The sequence below is a fragment of the Leisingera sp. M527 genome (assembly GCF_025141525.1).
In the GTDB taxonomy this organism is placed as follows: domain Bacteria; phylum Pseudomonadota; class Alphaproteobacteria; order Rhodobacterales; family Rhodobacteraceae; genus Leisingera.
Genome location: NZ_CP081037.1, coordinates 1,550,471 through 1,566,142 on the forward strand (window position 1 = coordinate 1,550,471; position 15,672 = coordinate 1,566,142).

Sequence of the window (15,672 nt, forward strand, 5' to 3'; positions counted from 1 at the left end):
GCCAGGTTCAGGCAAGTTCCTTGGACAGTGCGGTGAAACCCTGTTCTATTGCCGAGGCGGCCTTGATCAGGTTTTCCCCGCCCGATGCGATGCTGGTCACTGCGGTTGTAAGGCCCAGGCTGCCGATCCAGATTGCCCATTTGGTCCAGACCGGATCCTTGTGGCGCAGGGCATCAACGGCCTTTTGTGCATTGTCGCGGAATTTTTCGGCCGGTTTGATGCTGACGTGATAAGCCTCGATATCCTTGATCAGCTTGGCCGTGGCCTTGCGGGCCGCTTCCATGGCGGCAAACAGCCCGTCGAGCTTTTTGCTTTTGTAGTTGCGGTCCTTGGCCATTTTGCCCAGCTTCTTCTCGATCTCCTTGTCGAGCTTGCCCTGCTTATCCAGCAGCTTGTTCAGCTCCTTGCCGAGGCCCGCAATCTCCAGATCGATGTTCTTGAGTTTGGCCTTGTAAGTCTCCAGATGCTTATCCACCCGGTTGAAGCCCGCGGTTTCGATCATCAGGAAGTCGGCCAGGAATTCCTTGCCGATCTCCTTGGCCTTCACCTTGGCCTTGGACTGTTTTTCGTAAGCGGACACCAGCTGTTTCAGCGCCTTTTCCAGCTCGCCATGGATCTTGACGATGTCAGATGTCACCTTTTGCACCGCGCGCGCCACCGAGACGATGCTTTGCGCAATGCCGTAAATGCTGGCGGCAATCGACACGCCGCCGGTCACCGCACCTGCCGCCAATGACGCCGTGCTGCCGATGGCGCAGGCGCTGCCCAGAACAATCGCGCTGACCACTTTGATCCGGTATTTCTTGCGGTCTTTGTTGGCCTGCTTCCACTTGTCGAAATGTTTTGTCGCGACCTGCTCAATCGACTTTTCGTATTTGGCAAAGATCTTTTTGATGTCTGCGTCCAGCTCCTTGCATTCCTTATCAGTCAGCGGCAGCACCGAACCCAGATCGTTTGCCTGGCTGACGCGCAGGCTGCATTCGGCCAGAAGCTTTTTGTATTCCTTGGTGGCGTCATCATAAAGCTTGGCGACAAAACGGGCGTCGGTATCCAGTTCGGCGGCCACTTTCTTGTCGACTTCCACGGTGGCGGCAAAATTCATATTGCCGAGCTGAACAAACTTCGGCTTCACCGCCTTGGTCACCTCGTTCTTGACGTCTGCCTTGATGATTGTGAGTTTTTCGGTTGCCATTGCGCTCTCTCGTGCCTCTACAGGTCTAGTGGCCGGATGGATGCCCTAAAACAGCTTGGAAACACAACGAAACGAATAAAACCGGCCTGCTCATTGGCCACTTTAGCCATCTGGCGGTTAGAAAAAAGCAAAAGCTTCCTGCCAGACCGGGGATTGGAATGGCATCGGCCGTTTCCGGACGCAAATCGGTGGATCGGGAAGGGTCGAAACAGCGCAGCCGAACCGGAGGCAGGGCGGGGAGGGTGGTAGGCCCGGCAGGATTCGAACCTGCAACCAAAGCGTTATGAGCGCTCTGCTCTAACCGTTGAGCTACAGGCCCGCCATGGTTTCGTGGTTAGGAAATGGGACGGGCGAGGTCAAGCGGTGATTGCAGGGCGCATCGGTGAATTTGCCGTGCGGGGCCGGTGCAGTGCCTCCAGCCGCGCCACCGTGCTCTCGATGGTCAGGTCCCGGCGCCGGTCCGGGGTGCGGCGGGAGGGATAGACGGCAAAGACTTCTTTGAGCGGCGCCTCATAGCCGGGCAACACCAGTTCGTATTCACCGGAGGCAAGCTGCGCCTCGATCATGAAGCGGGGCGCGCGGGTAAAACCGGTACCGCTGCTGACGGCCCGCATGATCAGATCCGGGTCATCGGCGGTAAAGCCGACCTGCACCGGCGCCGGAAACTCCTGCCTGCCGCGGCGCAACGGGAAGAAACCGCGGGTCTGGTCCTCGTGGTGCTGGATGAATTTGAGCCGCTGCAGGTCTTCCGGTTTCTGCGGGCGGGTTTCGCGGTCCAGATATTCCGGTGTGGCAAACAGCACCGTTTCCAAGGTCGAGATCTTGCGTCCGAACCCGTCGGTATCCCCCAGCCGCCCGGTGCGGATCGCCAGATCGTAGCCTTCGCGCACCACGTCGACCAGCCGGTCCTCGAGCCGCATGACGATATTCAGGTCGGGGTGCTGCTGGTTCAGCTCCAGCAGCATCGGCCCGATCACGCTGCGGCCCAGGAAAGAATTCACGCTGACGCGGAAGGTGCCCGATACACTGCCCTCCAGCGCGTCCAGCTCTGCCGTCATCCGGTTGTAGCCGGACAGCAGCGTCTGCGCGTGGCTGTAGATCAGATCGCCCGCACGGGTGGCATGAATGCCCTTGGCGGTGCGGTGCAGCAATTGCTGGCCTGTCAGGGTCTCCAGTTGCTTGATCTGCTGGCTGATTGCGGATTGGCTGATACCGCGGCGCTGGGCGGCCCGGTTCAGGCTGCCTTCGTCCAGGGCAATGGTAAATGTCTCAAGCAGGGTGAACCGGTCCATCGGATGCCTATCAGTGTTGCTTATAACTGCTATCGGATCTGCTGGGCTGTAAGTACCGGACCATCAGGGTTATTTCCGGCTCACAGGAAAATTCTCCTCAATTGGATATCGGAGTTTCTTATGACAATCAATCGCAGGGTATTTTTGAACGGGCTTGCGGCGGCTCCGGCGGCGGCACTGGCAGGCGGGTTTTGGGGCGGCGGCGCTGCTATGGCTGCGTCAGGGGCAGCAGAGGCGGCGCCAGTTACGCATTCTTTCACTTTGGGAGATGCCCGGATCACGGTTCTTCTGGACGGGCATCTTCCGCTGGGGACGCAGCTGTTCAATGATTACGACGCGGCTAAAGCCGAACCCGTTCTGGCGCAGGGGCTGCACCGGTTGCAGGACGGCGCGCTGCAGATCCCGGTCAACGGCTATCTGGTGGAGCGCGGCGGGCAGAAGCTGCTGATCGACACCGGCACTGCCCAGCTGATGGGGCCGGGGCTTGGCGCGCTGGGTGCTGGGCTGGCGGCAGCGGGCGTGACGCCTGAGAGCATCAATACGGTGCTGCTGACCCATATTCACCCGGACCATTCCGGCGGGCTGATCACCGCGGACGGAGCCGGGGTTTTTGCCAATGCCGAACTGGTGGTCGCGCAGCGGGAATGGGATTTCTGGCATGATGACGGGATCCTGGCCGGGGTGCCCGAGGCCAGCCGCGGCTTCTTTGACATGGCCCGCAATTCCGTGGCGCCTTACGCCGGCCGGCTGAAATTGCTGCAGGGAGAGGAAGAAGCGGCTCCCGGTTTCACTGCGCTGGAGCTGCCGGGCCATACGCCGGGCCACACCGGGTTCATGCTGGATGCGGGCGGCGAGGGGCTGCTGTTCTGGGGTGACCTGATTCACAGCGCCGCGCTGCAATTTGCCCTGCCGGACTGGACCGTCGCATTTGACACCGATCCGGCGCAGACGGCGGCGACCCGGCGGCGGATGCTGGACCGGGCGGCGGCGGATAATCTGCTGGTCACCGGCGCGCATCTGGATTTTCCGGCGCTGGGCCGGGTGCTGCGCCAAGGCGATGCCTATGCCTATCAGGCGGCACCCTGGCAGTTTGGTATCTGAGATTGGCGGTACTGTCGTGAAAACCACCCTGCTGCGCCGTCCGGGATGGCGCAGCAGATTCCCTAGTTCCCTTCTGATGCGCCTTGCGCTAAAGGCTGCGCAACCGATTTGAAGGAGCCAAGTGATGACCAGCGGCAAGAACGGCTTGACCTATGCAGACGCAGGTGTGGACATTGATGCGGGCAACGCCCTGGTTGACCGGATCAAGCCGGCCGCCAAGCGCACCAACCGCTCTGGCGTGGCCAGCGGGCTAGGCGGCTTTGGCGCGCTGTTCGATCTGAAGGCTGCTGGATACAATGACCCGATCCTGGTCGGCGCCACCGATGGTGTCGGCACCAAGCTGCGGATCGCCATCGACACCGGCGTGGTGGACGGCGTTGGCATCGACCTGGTGGCGATGTGCGTCAATGATCTGGTCTGCCAGGGCGCCGAGCCGCTGTTCTTTCTCGACTATTTTGCCACCGGCAAGCTGGAAACCGAAGTTGCGGCACGCATCATCGAAGGCATCGCCGAGGGCTGCGTGCGTTCGGGCTGCGCGCTGATCGGCGGTGAGACGGCTGAAATGCCCGGCATGTACCCGGAAGGCGATTTCGACCTCGCAGGCTTTGCTGTCGGCGCGATGGAGCGCGGCACGGCGCTGCCCGAAGGCGTGGCCGAGGGCGACGTGCTGCTGGGTCTGGCCTCTGACGGGGTGCACTCCAACGGCTACTCATTGGTGCGCAAGCTGGTAGAAGTTTCCGGCCTCGGCTGGGATGCGGACTGCCCGTTTGGCGAAGGCACCCTGGGCGCCGCACTGCTGACCCCGACGCGACTCTATGTCAAACAATGCCTGGCCGCGGTGCGGGCAGGGGGCGTGCATGCGCTGGCCCATATCACCGGCGGCGGCCTGACTGAAAACCTGCCGCGGGTTCTGCCTGAGGATCTGGGCGCCGACATCGACCTGAACGCCTGGGAGCTGCCGCCCGTGTTCAAGTGGATGGCAGAGACCGGCAATATCGCCGAAGCGGAAATGCTGAAGACCTTCAACTGCGGCATCGGCATGATCCTGTCGGTTTCTGCCGACCGTGCTGACGCGCTGACAGAAATTCTGGAAGGCGAAGGCGAGACCGTTGCGCGCCTGGGAACGGTCACCGCTGGTGCCGGCATGCGTTATACCGGCAAGCTGCTGTGAGCCATAAGAAGGTCGCCATACTGGTTTCGGGCGGGGGCTCCAACATGGTGTCCCTGGTTGAAAGCATGACTGGCGATCATCCGGCCCGGCCCTGTCTGGTGCTGTCCAATGATGCCGAAGCGGGCGGTCTTAAAAAGGCCGCCGCCGCCGGAATTGCCATCGCAGCTGTGGATCATAGGCCTTTCGATGGCGACCGTGCTGCCTTTGAGGCGGAGCTGGTGAAGCCGATTCTGGAGGCTGGTGCCGATATCGTCTGCCTCGCAGGTTTCATGCGGGTGCTGACCGCCGGGTTCGTGTCGCAGTTCGAAGGCCGGATGCTGAACATCCACCCCTCCTTGCTGCCGAAGTACAAGGGCCTGCATACCCATGCCCGCGCGCTGGAGGCCGGCGATGTTGCGCACGGCTGCACCGTTCATGAGGTGACGCCGCGCCTGGATGACGGCCCCATTCTGGGCCAGGCACGGGTGCCGGTTCTGGAAAACGACACGCCGGATGCGCTGGCGGCCCGGGTTCTGGTGCAGGAGCATCTTCTGTATCCGGCCGTGCTGCGCCGCTTCGCCGCGGGAGATAAGACGCCGGTTCAGCTGGGCTGAAGCCCGGCTGATTGCATTGCCCGGGACAAGCGCGTATCACGTCCCGGCCCACATGAGATTGAAAAGCCGGAATTTATGAAAACTCTGACCACCACCGAAGACCTGCAGGCCTTTTGCGAAACCGCCGCACAGTATCCTTATGTCACGGTGGATACCGAGTTTTTGCGGGAACGGACCTATTATTCCAAGCTCTGCCTGATCCAGCTGGCCTTTGCCGGCGACGGCGAAAATGATGCGGTTCTGGTTGATCCGCTGGCCGATGGTATTTCTCTGGAGCCGCTTTATACGCTGTTCCGTGACGAGAACGTGGTCAAAGTGTTCCACGCTGCCCGTCAGGATCTGGAAATCTTCTGGGTCGATGCGAACGTCTTTCCCAAGCCGCTGTTCGACACTCAGGTGGCGGCGATGGTCTGCGGCTTTGGCGATCAGGCGGGCTATGAAACTCTGGTGCGCAAGATCGTCAAGCTGGGCGTCGACAAGACATCGCGCTTTACCGACTGGTCGCGCCGCCCTCTGAGCGAGGCGCAAAAGACCTATGCGCTGGCCGATGTGACCCATCTGCGCAAGATTTATGAGTTCCTGGCCGCGGAATTGCAAAAGAGCGGACGCGCCCATTGGGTAACCGAGGAACTGCAGGTGCTGACCGATCCGGCGACCTATGACATTCAGCCCCAGGACGCTTGGAAACGGGTCAAAACCCGGACCTCCTCGGGCAAGTTTCTGGCGGTTGTGCGCGAATTGGCGGCGTTCCGCGAAACCTATGCGCAATCCAACAATGTGCCGCGCAACCGGGTGTTCAAAGATGACGCGCTGGTGGAGCTGGCCTCGACCAAACCGCGCAATCCCGGCGATCTGGGCGGATCCCGCCTGCTGCTGCGCGAGGCGCGCAAAGGTGCGATTGCCGAAGGCATCCTGGCGGCCGTGGCCAAGGGGGCTGACTGCCCGCCCGAAGACCACCCCAAGATGGACCGCAGCAAGGAAAAGCTGCAGGTAAACCCGGCGCTGGCGGATCTGCTGCGGGTGCTGCTGAAGGCCAAAACCGAAGCGGAGGGCGTGGCGGCCAAGCTGATCGCCCCCAGCGCGGACCTGGACGCAATTGCGGCGGGGCTGCGCGATGTCCCGGCCCTTAACGGCTGGCGGCATGAGGTGTTCGGCGCCGATGCGCTGCGTCTGTGTGACGGTAAGATCGGTCTCGCCGCCAAGGGTCAGGACGTAAAGGTTGTGGAACTGTAAGGCGCTATAGCCGCTGCAAGCAATCCGCTCAAAGAAAAACGCCCGCAATTCCTGCGGGCGTTTTTCTTATCGGTCGGTCTTGAAGTCAGCGGCGGCGGCTTTCGCGGGCATTCTGCGCGCCATTCACACGCACGGTGCGGATACCGGCCAAGTCCTGATTTGTGACCGTGCGGGCGGCATGGATGGTGCGGCTGAATTCACTGCCGGTTGCGGTGCTGGTTTCCGGGTAGACCACCCGGAAATCCAAGCTCAGGACGCCCTCTTCACTGCCGTCGGCGGGGCGCAGAACAACGTCATAGGCGCCCTGGCGGCTGGCAATGGCCGTTGCATAGATGATGGCGCCGGATGCGGTGCGTTCGATCCGCATTTCGGTGATCTGGCCGGCCAGGACAGTGGTGTCCTTGGGCTCAGGCCGGGCAAAGATGCCGCGGGCATTGCTGTCTTGCGGCAGCAGCGGGTTGGTGTTTTCCGCCACCGGCGCTTCGGCAGGCACGGAGCTGCCGAACCAGTTGGAGGGGTTGATCCGCGACTGTTTCCAGCCGCCGCAGCCTGCCAGCATCAGCGCGCAGGCCAATGTAAGAGCCAATGGTTTATGCATCTGTCCCCGCCCATTCAAAATGTCTTTGCAACGGATTACCCGATTGGCCGCGGCTTGAAAAGCGGTTGAAATGGGGCGGGCAGGGGCTTAGGTGCTGATCTGCACCGGATGCGGGTTTTGAGGATGGACGATAATGGCCACTGCCGCCTTTGAAGAGATCGTGGAAGACTTTGAGTTCATGGAGGACTGGGAGGACCGCTACCGCCATGTCATCGATCTGGGCAAGGCGATGCAGCCGCTGGACGACGCGCTGAAAGTGCCCGCAACCAAGGTCGACGGCTGCGCCAGCCAGGTCTGGCTGCATGCCACGATCGACGGCGGAGAATTCCGGTTCGACGGCGACAGCGATGCGATGATTGTGCGCGGACTGATTGCTGTGCTGCGCTGCCTGTACAATGGTCTGGGGCATAAGGACGTGGTGGCCGTGGATGCCAAGGCAGAGCTGGGACGGCTTGGGCTGAACGATCATCTGTCTTCGCAACGCTCAAACGGGCTGCGGTCGATGATCGAGCGGATCCGCGAAACCGCGATGGCCCAGGCCTGAGGCAGCAGGGCGAGGGGCCGGCCCCTCGCGCTCCCCGGAGTACTTCAGGAAAGATGAAAGGCTAGCCTGTCCAGCCTGAAAGCGTGGTTTCCAGATCGCCATAGCCGGTGTGGCGGTGTTCGAATTCCAGACCCATGCGGTCCGCGCAGTCGCGCGCCTTTTCCACCAGCTTGGGGTCGCTGATCTGCGACTGGTAGACCAGTTTAGTGTAATTGCCGAACACCATGTCCCGCAATTCGGGGTTCTTGTCTATGCCCATTGGGCGCCAGATAAAGGCATCGAATTGCTTGACCAGGAAATCGGTCAGGTAAAAGGCAGTGATTTCGCCTGCATCCGCATGGGCGGCGAAGGCCTCATTGCCTTCAAAAAAGGAATAGCAATGCGGGCCTGCCACCATTTCAACGCCCAGCTCTGCGCATTTGCGCTCCAGCGCGCCGCCGGTTCCGCAATCAGCATAGACCACGAAGATCTTGTCATAAACGGCTGAGTGTTTGGCTACGGCGCCGTCCACGGCATCGACAATCTGGTCCGGATAAAGGTGCAGCTTGGCGGGCAGGCAAGTGAGGTCGATGTGATCCAGCCCGTTTTTCTCCTTGATATCAAGGATCTCGCGCGCAAGCGCGCCGCAAGCGATCAGCAGGATGCGGCCGGACTTCTTTTCAGGGGCAGCCAGGCCCTGTTCGGTGAGGGATGTTTCCTCAAGTGTCCGCCCGGTGGGGGGGCGGAAGGCAGCCCGCTCGGTCAAGCGGGCTGCGCGTCCTTTACGTGCCAAATCAGGCGCTCATCGAGTTGTGCTTGCGTGCAACCATATCCTTGGCCATTTCCACAGCCACGGCGGCGTCACGGCAATAGCCGTCGGCGCCGATTGCCTTGCCGAACTCTTCGTTCAGCGGCGCGCCGCCAACCAGCACGATGTAATCATCACGCAGGCCTTGCTCGACCATGGTGTCGATCACCACTTTCATGTAGGGCATGGTGGTGGTCAGCAGAGCTGACATGCCAAGGATGTCCGGCTTGTGCTCTCCCAGGGCTTCCAGGTAATTTTCGACCGGGTTGTTGATCCCCAGATCGACAACTTCAAAGCCCGCGCCTTCCATCATCATCGAAACCAGGTTTTTGCCGATGTCGTGGATGTCGCCTTTGACGGTGCCGATTACCATTGAGCCGACCTGCGGGGCGCCGGTTGCAGCCAGTAGCGGTTTCAGGATGGCCATGCCGCCCTTCATCGCGTTGGCCGCCAGCAGAACCTCGGGGACAAACAGGATGCCGTCGCGGAAGTCGGCGCCAACGATGGTCATGCCGCCCACCAAGGCCTTGGTCAGAACATCATACGGCGCCCAGTCGCGCGAGAGAAGAATGCCAACGCCTTCTTCGATTTCCTCTTTGAGACCATCATAGAGGTCGTCAAACATCTGCTGAACAAGTTCCTCGTCATCGAGTTCCGACAGGATGATGTCTTCTTCGTCCGACATTCGCATATTCCTTGCTTACGGGGCGGCGTGCCTCGTGTTGGCCTAGTTTTGGGACTTTTGTGACAGAATGACGCCCCGGGACTGCATTGTTTGCGACATAGCTATTGTCCGAACCGACGTATAAGAGGAAATTCGATGATTTGGTAATGCGGATTATGCATGAAAATCTTCAGTTCTGCGCATTTGTTCTTTATATGTTCTTGTTGCGGGTGCATAGTGCGGCAATGCCTTATCATGACGGTTCCCAGCCCATGCGACGCAAAGCGCGTGCCAGCCTCAGCAATGCGGCAGGGCGGTTCGATTTGGACCGTTGCCAAGTAGATGATGGCTGGTTGCCAGAACCGGATACGGAGGTGATTCCCACTGAAGTGCGGCACGAGACGGCGCGGTCGCTGATCAGTTACAACCGGTCGCCGGATTTGCCGTTTGACCGCTCCATCAACCCTTTCCGGGGCTGCGAGCATGGTTGCATCTATTGTTTTGCGCGGCCCAGCCATGCCTATCTCGGCCTGTCGCCGGGTTTGGATTTTGAGACCCGGCTGGTCGCACGCCCCAATGCGGCTGCGGTGCTGCGCAACGAACTGTCGGCGCCGCGTTACAAGGCGGCCGTGCTGGCGCTAGGCACCAACACCGACCCGTATCAGCCGTGCGAGCGGGACCATCGCATCACCCGCAGTTGCTTGGAGGTGTTGCGGGATTTCAATCATCCTGTGGCGATCGTCACCAAGGGTGCGATGGTGGAGCGGGACCTGGATATCCTGGCGCCGATGGCAGCCAAAGGGCTTGTGCGGGTGGGGGTTTCCGTTACCACGCTTGACCCGGAACTGTCCCGCCGGATGGAGCCGCGGGCCCCTTTGCCAGCCCGCCGTCTGGCCGCCATCCGGCGGCTGACGAAGGCGGGGGTGCCGGTGCGGGTGATGACCTCCCCTGTGGTGCCGGGGCTGACCGATCATGAGCTGGAGGCGCTGCTGGCAGCCGGGGCGGAGGCGGGTGCGGATGCCGCCAGCTGGATCATGCTGCGGCTGCCGCGGGAGGTGTCGGAGCTGTGGCAGGAATGGCTGGCCAAGCACGAGCCTGGCCGTGCGGCCAAGGTAATGGCCCGGTTGCGGGAAATGCATGGCGGGCGCGACTACGACCCGCGCTGGGGCCACAGAATGCGTGGCGAGGGGCGTTATGCCGAAATGATTGCGCAGCGGTTTAAGGCAGCCTGCCGGCGGCTGGGGCTGAAGGAGCGGACACCGGATCTGCGATGCGATCTGTTTGCCAGGCCGCCGCAGCCGGGCGACCAGCTGGCGTTGTTTTGATCCGTCTTTGATCCTGAGGAGCGGCTTTTTGTGCTAAGCTGTGATCCTTCATGATTGAAAGGAAGGTGTGCTATGACTGCTGTCGCAGTAAAGGCACGTGTCACCGGCCGCGTGCAGGGTGTGGCGTTCCGCACCTGGACCAGGGCAGAGGCGTTGCGCCACGGCCTGTCCGGTTGGATCCGGAATGAGCCGGACGGGTCGGTGCGGGCGTTGCTGATGGGGCCGGCCGCCGGCGTCGCCGATATGGTGCGCCGGATGGGCCACGGGCCTGGCGCTGCCGCGGTGAAGGATGTGCTGACCGAACGGACAGTTCCCGACCCTGAAGTGAGCGGCTTTACAATCGTCCGCTAGGCCGGTGTGAACAATCGGCTGGCGTCACTTGCCGGGGCTTGCGGCGAAACCGATACGGGCGTTCACGCAGAAAACATGCGCGCGCCGTCAGGCCGTCCTGACGGTTTGCAAGGCGGGTTGGAGGCAAAAAAACAGGCTGAGCAATAAGTGCCGAGCGCCGCAAGGCAATTGCGGTGCTCGGTACTTTGCATTCCGGTGCTTCCACTGGCCGCGCTAAAGTTCGCGGTTGCGGTGGCCCGAAAGGTCAGGCGCGGCGACGGCGGCGCGAGCGGCGTTCACCGCCTGCGTTTGCGTCTTCACCGGTGCCGTCGCTGTCGGAGGTGAAAGGGCCAAGCACTTCGACGATTTTCTCAAGAGCCGGGCGGTCGCCGCGCGGGCGGTTGTCCAGGGCGTCGCGCATTGCGCGCAGATGATCCGGCATGGTGCCGCAGCAGCCGCCGATGATCCTGGCGCCCGAGTCGCGGGCCATCACTGCGTATTCCCCCATCAGCTCGGGCGTGCCGTCGTAATGGATGTGGCCGTCGACATATTTCGGGATGCCGGCATTGCCCTTGGAGATGATCGGGCGCTCGGTTCCCTGCGCGGCAAAACCAAGCACAGTACGCAGAATGTCCGACGCGCCGGTGCCGCAATTGGCGCCAAAGGCCAGCGGAGCATTGTCGAATTCCTCCACCAGCTGGGCGAGATCCGCCGAGGTCACACCCATCATGGTCCGCCCTGCGGTGTCAAAGCTCATGGTGCCGCACCAGGGCATGTCCGCCAGTTTAAAGGCCTCAGCCGCGGCGCGGAATTCTTCCGGTGCCGAAATGGTCTCCAGCCACAAAACGTCGGCGCCGCCCTCCTTCAGGGCGTCAGCCTGTTCATGGAACATCTCGACCGCCAGGGCATGGGACATGTCACCGATAGGTTCAAAGATTTCTCCGGTCGGGCCGACGGAACCGGCCACGGCGATTTTGCGTTCCGCCTTGTCTGCCACCTCGCGGCCCAGTTCGGCCGCAATGCGGTTCAACTCGCGCACGCGGTTCTGAGCGTCATGCAGTTTCAGCCGCGCGGCGGTGCCGCCGAAGCTGTTGGTCAGGAACAGGTCGCTGCCCGCATCAACCGAGCCTTGGTACAGCGCCAGAATTTTCTGCGGTTCGTCCACGTTCCACAGTTCCGGCGCATCGCCGGACTGCAGGCCCATGGCGAAAAGATTGGTGCCTGTTGCACCATCCGCCAGCAGAGCGTCTTTGGTTTCCAGCAACTGTTTGAAAGTGTTTGTCATCGGTTTCATCCCGTGTCAGCAGGCCGCCCGGGCGGGCTGGGCGGTAAATCGGTCTGTGTTCCCTGTCTCATGCCGGGCGGGCAAGGGCAATTTCATTTTCTTCATCTTCATTATGAGCGGGCGCTGCGGCGGCTGCGGGCTGCACGGCGGGCGGGCGGTGCACCAGGCGCAGCAGCTCGCCGATGCAAAGCGCCATCTGCAGCCAGCTGGGAGCTGCCATATAGCGCGGCTCCCACCTTGGCGCAAAGCTGGCCTTGAACCGGCGCAGGCCCCGGTCCACGCCCTTGGCCAGGCGGTGACCGGGCACGGCTGCCAGCGACAAGCGCGGGATACTTTCGGCTGCGGCGGCAGCTATGCCGGCCCGCACCAGCGCATGGCCGGTCCCGTCCGGAACATCAGGGCGCATCCGGATCAGATCCAGGCACCATTCGCGGGCGGATGTGTGAAAGCTGGCAAAGCCGATCAGCTGCCCGTCCCGGAACGCCAGAATCACCTCCTGGGCGGCCAGATAGCCGGGTTCAAACCGGCCCATCGTGGTGCCATAGGCGGCGCCATGTGCCGATTGCCAGGCTGCATCGGCGTCCCGCATCTGATCAAAGGGCAGCCGGGCCGCGGCGCGGCAGACCTCAATGCCTGCTTTCTCCGCATGACGCAATTTGCGGCGCAACTGGCGGCGGGAGGAACCGCCCTCGGAGAACTTAAGCGGGTTCAAAACCGCGTCTTCGGCGATCCGCAGGACGCGCCAGCCGGACTTGCGGGCGTGCAGCGCACTGCGTCCGCTGCATTTGTAATAGCAGGCGGCGGCGTTGCGGGTTTGGGCATGGCAGGCCAGCGGAGCAAAGGTTTCGGCTGCAAGGCCTGACAGCGGATCAAACAGCGCAATCGATGCCTGCGGGCTGTCCAGCAGTGCAATCCGGTTCAGGCCAAACATCTGCACATGGCCGCCGTTCTGCCGGATAATCCCGGTCTCAGAGCATGCCCTGCTACTGGGCAGGGCGGCTGGCGGCAGGCTGCGGCTGCCCATAAGGTCTGTATCGGCGATGGCTGCAGCCCTTGCCGGCAACAGTCCGGGAAAGATCATCAGCAAGGCGGCCAGAACCGCCGGCACTGCATAATAGACCAGACGGAAGGCCAGCAGCCCGGCGATCAGACTGTGGTCGGGGACCGCAGGCAGCAGCGCGCAAAGCGCCAGTTCAAACGGGCCGGCCCCGCCAGGGGCTGACGACACAACTGCAAACCCCAGCGCAATCGCATAGACCGTAAGCAGCTGCGCCCAGGAGGTATCAATTTCACCCGGCAGCAGCAGCCACAACGCTGTGCCGGCGGCGGCGACGTCGAGGGCCGCCCAGAACCCCAAAGCGGCCATTGCGGTCAAGGAGGGCCAGCGCAGCCGCAGCCGGAACAGCGGTGTTTGCGGGTGCAGAAAGCTGAAGGCCGAAACGCTGGCGGCGGCGGCCAGGATCACACCGCCAGCCCAGGCCATACCCGGCGACGGCGGCGCCAGGATCAGCGCGGCACCGCAGATTACCGAAAGTGCCGCCAAAAATGTGACAGCCACCAATGCTGTGAGCTGGCCCGCCTGCAGCGGCGACAGGCCGGGCAGCAGGCGCCAGCGGGCATAGCTGCCGGTAATCAGGCCAAACCCGGCAGTCTGCGAAAAAGCGATGGCGGCCATGCCTGCGCGCCGCGCTGCAGGACCATCCATACCGGTGCCAAGATGGCGGTGGGCCACGGAATCATAACGTCCCAGCGCCCAAAAGCTGAGGCCGGTGGCCAATACGGCAGCAACCCACTTCCAGGCGGGCAGACTGCCCAGGATGGCACCAAGCTCCCGCATCGGCGGCAATTCGGTCTGTGTTTGCAGCAGCCAAAGACAGCCCCCCATCACCAGAAAAGGCAGGGTCAGCCGGATCAGCCGCGCAGCCGGCCTGGGGGCGGTGGATTTTGAAAACAGCATGGCAATCCTTGGAAGGCAGCGCAAAAGGCCCTTGGTTGCCAGTGTACCGGGTGCTGTTTGCAGATCAGTTAACCGCTAAAACTGCGCTGATTACCGTAGTGGCCTTCCCTATCATTGGATAGGCAAGGCAGGCAGGGTGTTGCGGCAGCCGCATGGTGACGCTGCCGGCGGGCTCCGTGCCGGGAAGCGGCGGAAGGCGCCGGGCCGGACTGGCGGTCCGGCCGGGTGATCAGCTGGCTTCGCTCAGAATTTCTGCCTGCGCCTGCGGCATCAGTTCCTGCAGTTTGCCGCGGATCTGTGTTTCGCTTGCCTGAGAGCCGAGGTCGCCTGACAGCTTGCGCACGATATCCTCATGGCCGGCTTCCTCAAGATCAGCAGCAACGACGGACTGGGCGTAATCGGCGGCAGATGAGCCGCTTTTCCCCAGCAGCTCTGCCGCCCAAAGGCCGACCAGCTTGTTGCGCCGCGCACGGGCTTTGAACTGCATTTCCTCATCATGCGCGAATTTGGCCTCAAACGCCTGTTCGCGTTCGTCAAATGTAGTCATGACTGATCCTCATTAACCGTTTGCACCTGTCTAATGATAGGAGCATGATCCCTGCCGAGGGCAAGAAAAAACTGTTCTTGATAAAGCCTTTGTGCCCGGCGCAAGGCGGGCTGGCTGCCGCGGGCAGCGGTTGCCGCTAACCGGGGCCGCAGCTGCGGGGGCGCGATCCCGTGCAGCAAGCTTGCGGCTGAAGCCCCCTTGCACTATGAGGGCGGCACATCGCAGGGCCGGATTCCCGGCATTGACCCGAAAGGCTCCCAATGGCGCGTCGCAAGAAAATCTATGAAGGCAAGGCCAAAACACTGTATGAAGGTCCCGAGCCGGGCACCATCGTGCAGTATTTCAAAGATGATGCCACCGCCTTTAATGCTGAAAAGCACGACGTGATCGAGGGCAAGGGTGTGCTGAATAACATCCTGAGCGAGTTTTTCATGCTGGGCTTGGGGCAGATCGGTGTGCCGACCCATTTTCTGAAGCGTTTGAATATGCGCGAGCAACTGGTGCGCAGCTGCGAGATCATTCCGCTGGAAGTGATTGTGCGCAATTATGCTGCAGGCTCGATCTCCAAGCGTTTGGGCATCGACGAGGGCACCCAGCTGCCGCGCCCGATTGTGGAATATTGCTATAAGGACGACGCCCTGGGCGACCCGCTGGTCACCGAAGAGCATATCGCCGCCTTTGGCTGGGCCAGCCAGCAGGACATGGACGACGTCCTGAGCCTGGCGCTGCGGGTCAATGACTTTCTGTCCGGCGTGTTCCTGGCCGTGGGCATCCGTCTGGTGGATTTCAAGATCGAGATCGGCCGCGTCTATGAGGGCGATTTCCAGCGTCTGGTGATCGCCGACGAGATCAGCCCGGACAGCTGCCGCCTGTGGGACGTGAAGACCGGCCAGAAGCTGGACAAGGACGTGTTCCGCCGCGATCTGGGCAGTCTGACCGATGCCTACAGCGAAGTGGCGCGCCGCCTGGGCGTGATGCCGAACAACCCGCCGGCGCCGGGCAAGCCGACGCTGGTCAACTAAGACGGTCCCGCCCTGCGGACAGGGCGGGATT

16 protein-coding genes and 1 tRNA gene are annotated in these 15,672 nt (G+C 62.1%); 8 read left to right on the forward strand and 9 right to left on the reverse strand.

What is annotated here, in order from left to right:
- Window positions 1-7 precede the first annotated feature (7 nt).
- From K3555_RS07770 to K3555_RS07780, 3 genes are all read right to left on the reverse strand, one after another.
- Window positions 8-1,192, reverse strand: coding sequence for a hypothetical protein (locus tag K3555_RS07770; protein ID WP_259998581.1), 1,185 nt, complete (start codon window positions 1,190-1,192; stop codon window positions 8-10).
- Between the two features lie 243 nt (window positions 1,193-1,435).
- Window positions 1,436-1,511, reverse strand: a tRNA-Ile gene (locus tag K3555_RS07775).
- Between the two features lie 37 nt (window positions 1,512-1,548).
- Window positions 1,549-2,484 (reverse strand): LysR family transcriptional regulator, encoded by a 936-nt coding sequence (locus tag K3555_RS07780; RefSeq protein ID WP_260008038.1) that lies wholly within the window; start codon window positions 2,482-2,484, stop codon window positions 1,549-1,551.
- Between the two features lie 120 nt (window positions 2,485-2,604).
- On the opposite strand from K3555_RS07780, the gene K3555_RS07785 reads away from it, so the two are divergent.
- From K3555_RS07785 to rnd, 4 genes are all read left to right on the forward strand, one after another.
- Complete coding sequence (locus K3555_RS07785; protein WP_260008039.1) at window positions 2,605-3,585, forward strand: MBL fold metallo-hydrolase; 981 nt, start codon at window positions 2,605-2,607, stop codon at window positions 3,583-3,585.
- Window positions 3,586-3,709: 124 nt separating this feature from the next.
- Window positions 3,710-4,756, forward strand: a complete 1,047-nt coding sequence (gene purM, locus K3555_RS07790) for a phosphoribosylformylglycinamidine cyclo-ligase (RefSeq protein ID WP_260008040.1) — start codon at window positions 3,710-3,712, stop codon at window positions 4,754-4,756.
- Entirely contained in the window at window positions 4,753-5,349 is a 597-nt protein-coding gene (gene purN / locus K3555_RS07795) for a phosphoribosylglycinamide formyltransferase (RefSeq protein ID WP_260008042.1), read from the forward strand. Before purM ends, purN begins: the two co-directional genes overlap by 4 nt.
- A 75-nt stretch (window positions 5,350-5,424) precedes the next feature.
- Window positions 5,425-6,582: a ribonuclease D gene (gene rnd / locus K3555_RS07800; RefSeq protein WP_129371149.1), complete on the forward strand. Its 1,158-nt coding sequence runs from the start codon at window positions 5,425-5,427 to the stop codon at window positions 6,580-6,582.
- Window positions 6,583-6,667: 85 nt separating this feature from the next.
- Here rnd and K3555_RS07805 read toward each other — a convergent pair whose 3' ends face one another.
- Entirely contained in the window at window positions 6,668-7,180 is a 513-nt protein-coding gene (locus tag K3555_RS07805) for a hypothetical protein (protein ID WP_260008043.1), read from the reverse strand.
- A 133-nt stretch (window positions 7,181-7,313) separates the two neighbouring features.
- Between K3555_RS07805 and K3555_RS07810 the strand changes: the two genes are divergently transcribed.
- Window positions 7,314-7,724, forward strand: a complete 411-nt coding sequence (locus K3555_RS07810; RefSeq protein WP_260008044.1) for a SufE family protein — start codon at window positions 7,314-7,316, stop codon at window positions 7,722-7,724.
- A gap of 61 nt (window positions 7,725-7,785) precedes the next feature.
- Here the strand turns inward: K3555_RS07810 and K3555_RS07815 are convergent, their stop codons facing one another.
- Together K3555_RS07815 and K3555_RS07820 are read right to left on the reverse strand one after the other, a co-directional pair.
- Complete coding sequence (locus tag K3555_RS07815) at window positions 7,786-8,496, reverse strand: DUF1638 domain-containing protein (RefSeq protein WP_260008045.1); 711 nt, start codon at window positions 8,494-8,496, stop codon at window positions 7,786-7,788.
- Between the two features lies 1 nt (window position 8,497).
- Window positions 8,498-9,196, reverse strand: coding sequence for a B12-binding domain-containing protein (locus K3555_RS07820; protein WP_129371145.1), 699 nt, complete (start codon window positions 9,194-9,196; stop codon window positions 8,498-8,500).
- Between the two features lie 224 nt (window positions 9,197-9,420).
- Here K3555_RS07820 and K3555_RS07825 point away from each other — a divergent pair, with 224 nt between their 5' ends.
- Together K3555_RS07825 and K3555_RS07830 are read left to right on the forward strand one after the other, a co-directional pair.
- Window positions 9,421-10,500 (forward strand): PA0069 family radical SAM protein, encoded by a 1,080-nt coding sequence (locus K3555_RS07825; RefSeq protein WP_409201679.1) that lies wholly within the window; start codon window positions 9,421-9,423, stop codon window positions 10,498-10,500.
- Window positions 10,501-10,572: 72 nt separating this feature from the next.
- Window positions 10,573-10,851, forward strand: a complete 279-nt coding sequence (locus K3555_RS07830) for an acylphosphatase (protein ID WP_260008047.1) — start codon at window positions 10,573-10,575, stop codon at window positions 10,849-10,851.
- Window positions 10,852-11,095: 244 nt separating this feature from the next.
- Here K3555_RS07830 and bmt read toward each other — a convergent pair whose 3' ends face one another.
- The 3 genes from bmt to K3555_RS07845 all read right to left on the reverse strand — a co-directional run bounded on the left by bmt (window position 11,096) and on the right by K3555_RS07845 (window position 14,619).
- Window positions 11,096-12,115, reverse strand: a complete 1,020-nt coding sequence (gene bmt, locus K3555_RS07835) for a betaine--homocysteine S-methyltransferase (protein WP_260008048.1) — start codon at window positions 12,113-12,115, stop codon at window positions 11,096-11,098.
- 67 nt (window positions 12,116-12,182) lie between these two features.
- The gene (locus tag K3555_RS07840; RefSeq protein ID WP_260008049.1) at window positions 12,183-14,072 is read right to left on the reverse strand and encodes a phosphatidylglycerol lysyltransferase domain-containing protein; all 1,890 of its coding nucleotides are present in this window, start codon (window positions 14,070-14,072) and stop codon (window positions 12,183-12,185) included.
- 229 nt (window positions 14,073-14,301) lie between these two features.
- Window positions 14,302-14,619: a DUF1476 domain-containing protein gene (locus tag K3555_RS07845; protein WP_259991696.1), complete on the reverse strand. Its 318-nt coding sequence runs from the start codon at window positions 14,617-14,619 to the stop codon at window positions 14,302-14,304.
- 260 nt (window positions 14,620-14,879) lie between these two features.
- Between K3555_RS07845 and purC the strand changes: the two genes are divergently transcribed.
- Entirely contained in the window at window positions 14,880-15,641 is a 762-nt protein-coding gene (purC, locus tag K3555_RS07850) for a phosphoribosylaminoimidazolesuccinocarboxamide synthase (RefSeq protein WP_259991698.1), read from the forward strand.
- Window positions 15,642-15,672: the final 31 nt, after the last annotated feature.

Excerpts from the sequence above, each read along its gene's own strand:
- K3555_RS07770 (WP_259998581.1), bottom strand. The coding sequence starts at position 1,192 with ATGGCAACCGAAAAACTCACAATCATCAAGGCAGACGTCAAGAACGAG.
- K3555_RS07780 (WP_260008038.1), bottom strand. The coding sequence starts at position 2,484 with ATGGACCGGTTCACCCTGCTTGAGACATTTACCATTGCCCTGGACGAA.
- K3555_RS07785 (WP_260008039.1), top strand. The coding sequence starts at position 2,605 with ATGACAATCAATCGCAGGGTATTTTTGAACGGGCTTGCGGCGGCTCCG.
- purM (WP_260008040.1), top strand. The coding sequence starts at position 3,710 with ATGACCAGCGGCAAGAACGGCTTGACCTATGCAGACGCAGGTGTGGAC.
- rnd (WP_129371149.1), top strand. The coding sequence starts at position 5,425 with ATGAAAACTCTGACCACCACCGAAGACCTGCAGGCCTTTTGCGAAACC.
- K3555_RS07805 (WP_260008043.1), bottom strand. The coding sequence starts at position 7,180 with ATGCATAAACCATTGGCTCTTACATTGGCCTGCGCGCTGATGCTGGCA.
- K3555_RS07810 (WP_260008044.1), top strand. The coding sequence starts at position 7,314 with ATGGCCACTGCCGCCTTTGAAGAGATCGTGGAAGACTTTGAGTTCATG.
- K3555_RS07820 (WP_129371145.1), bottom strand. The coding sequence starts at position 9,196 with ATGTCGGACGAAGAAGACATCATCCTGTCGGAACTCGATGACGAGGAA.
- K3555_RS07825 (WP_409201679.1), top strand. The coding sequence starts at position 9,421 with ATGCCTTATCATGACGGTTCCCAGCCCATGCGACGCAAAGCGCGTGCC.
- K3555_RS07830 (WP_260008047.1), top strand. The coding sequence starts at position 10,573 with ATGACTGCTGTCGCAGTAAAGGCACGTGTCACCGGCCGCGTGCAGGGT.
- bmt (WP_260008048.1), bottom strand. The coding sequence starts at position 12,115 with ATGACAAACACTTTCAAACAGTTGCTGGAAACCAAAGACGCTCTGCTG.
- K3555_RS07840 (WP_260008049.1), bottom strand. The coding sequence starts at position 14,072 with ATGCTGTTTTCAAAATCCACCGCCCCCAGGCCGGCTGCGCGGCTGATC.
- K3555_RS07845 (WP_259991696.1), bottom strand. The coding sequence starts at position 14,619 with ATGACTACATTTGACGAACGCGAACAGGCGTTTGAGGCCAAATTCGCG.
- purC (WP_259991698.1), top strand. The coding sequence starts at position 14,880 with ATGGCGCGTCGCAAGAAAATCTATGAAGGCAAGGCCAAAACACTGTAT.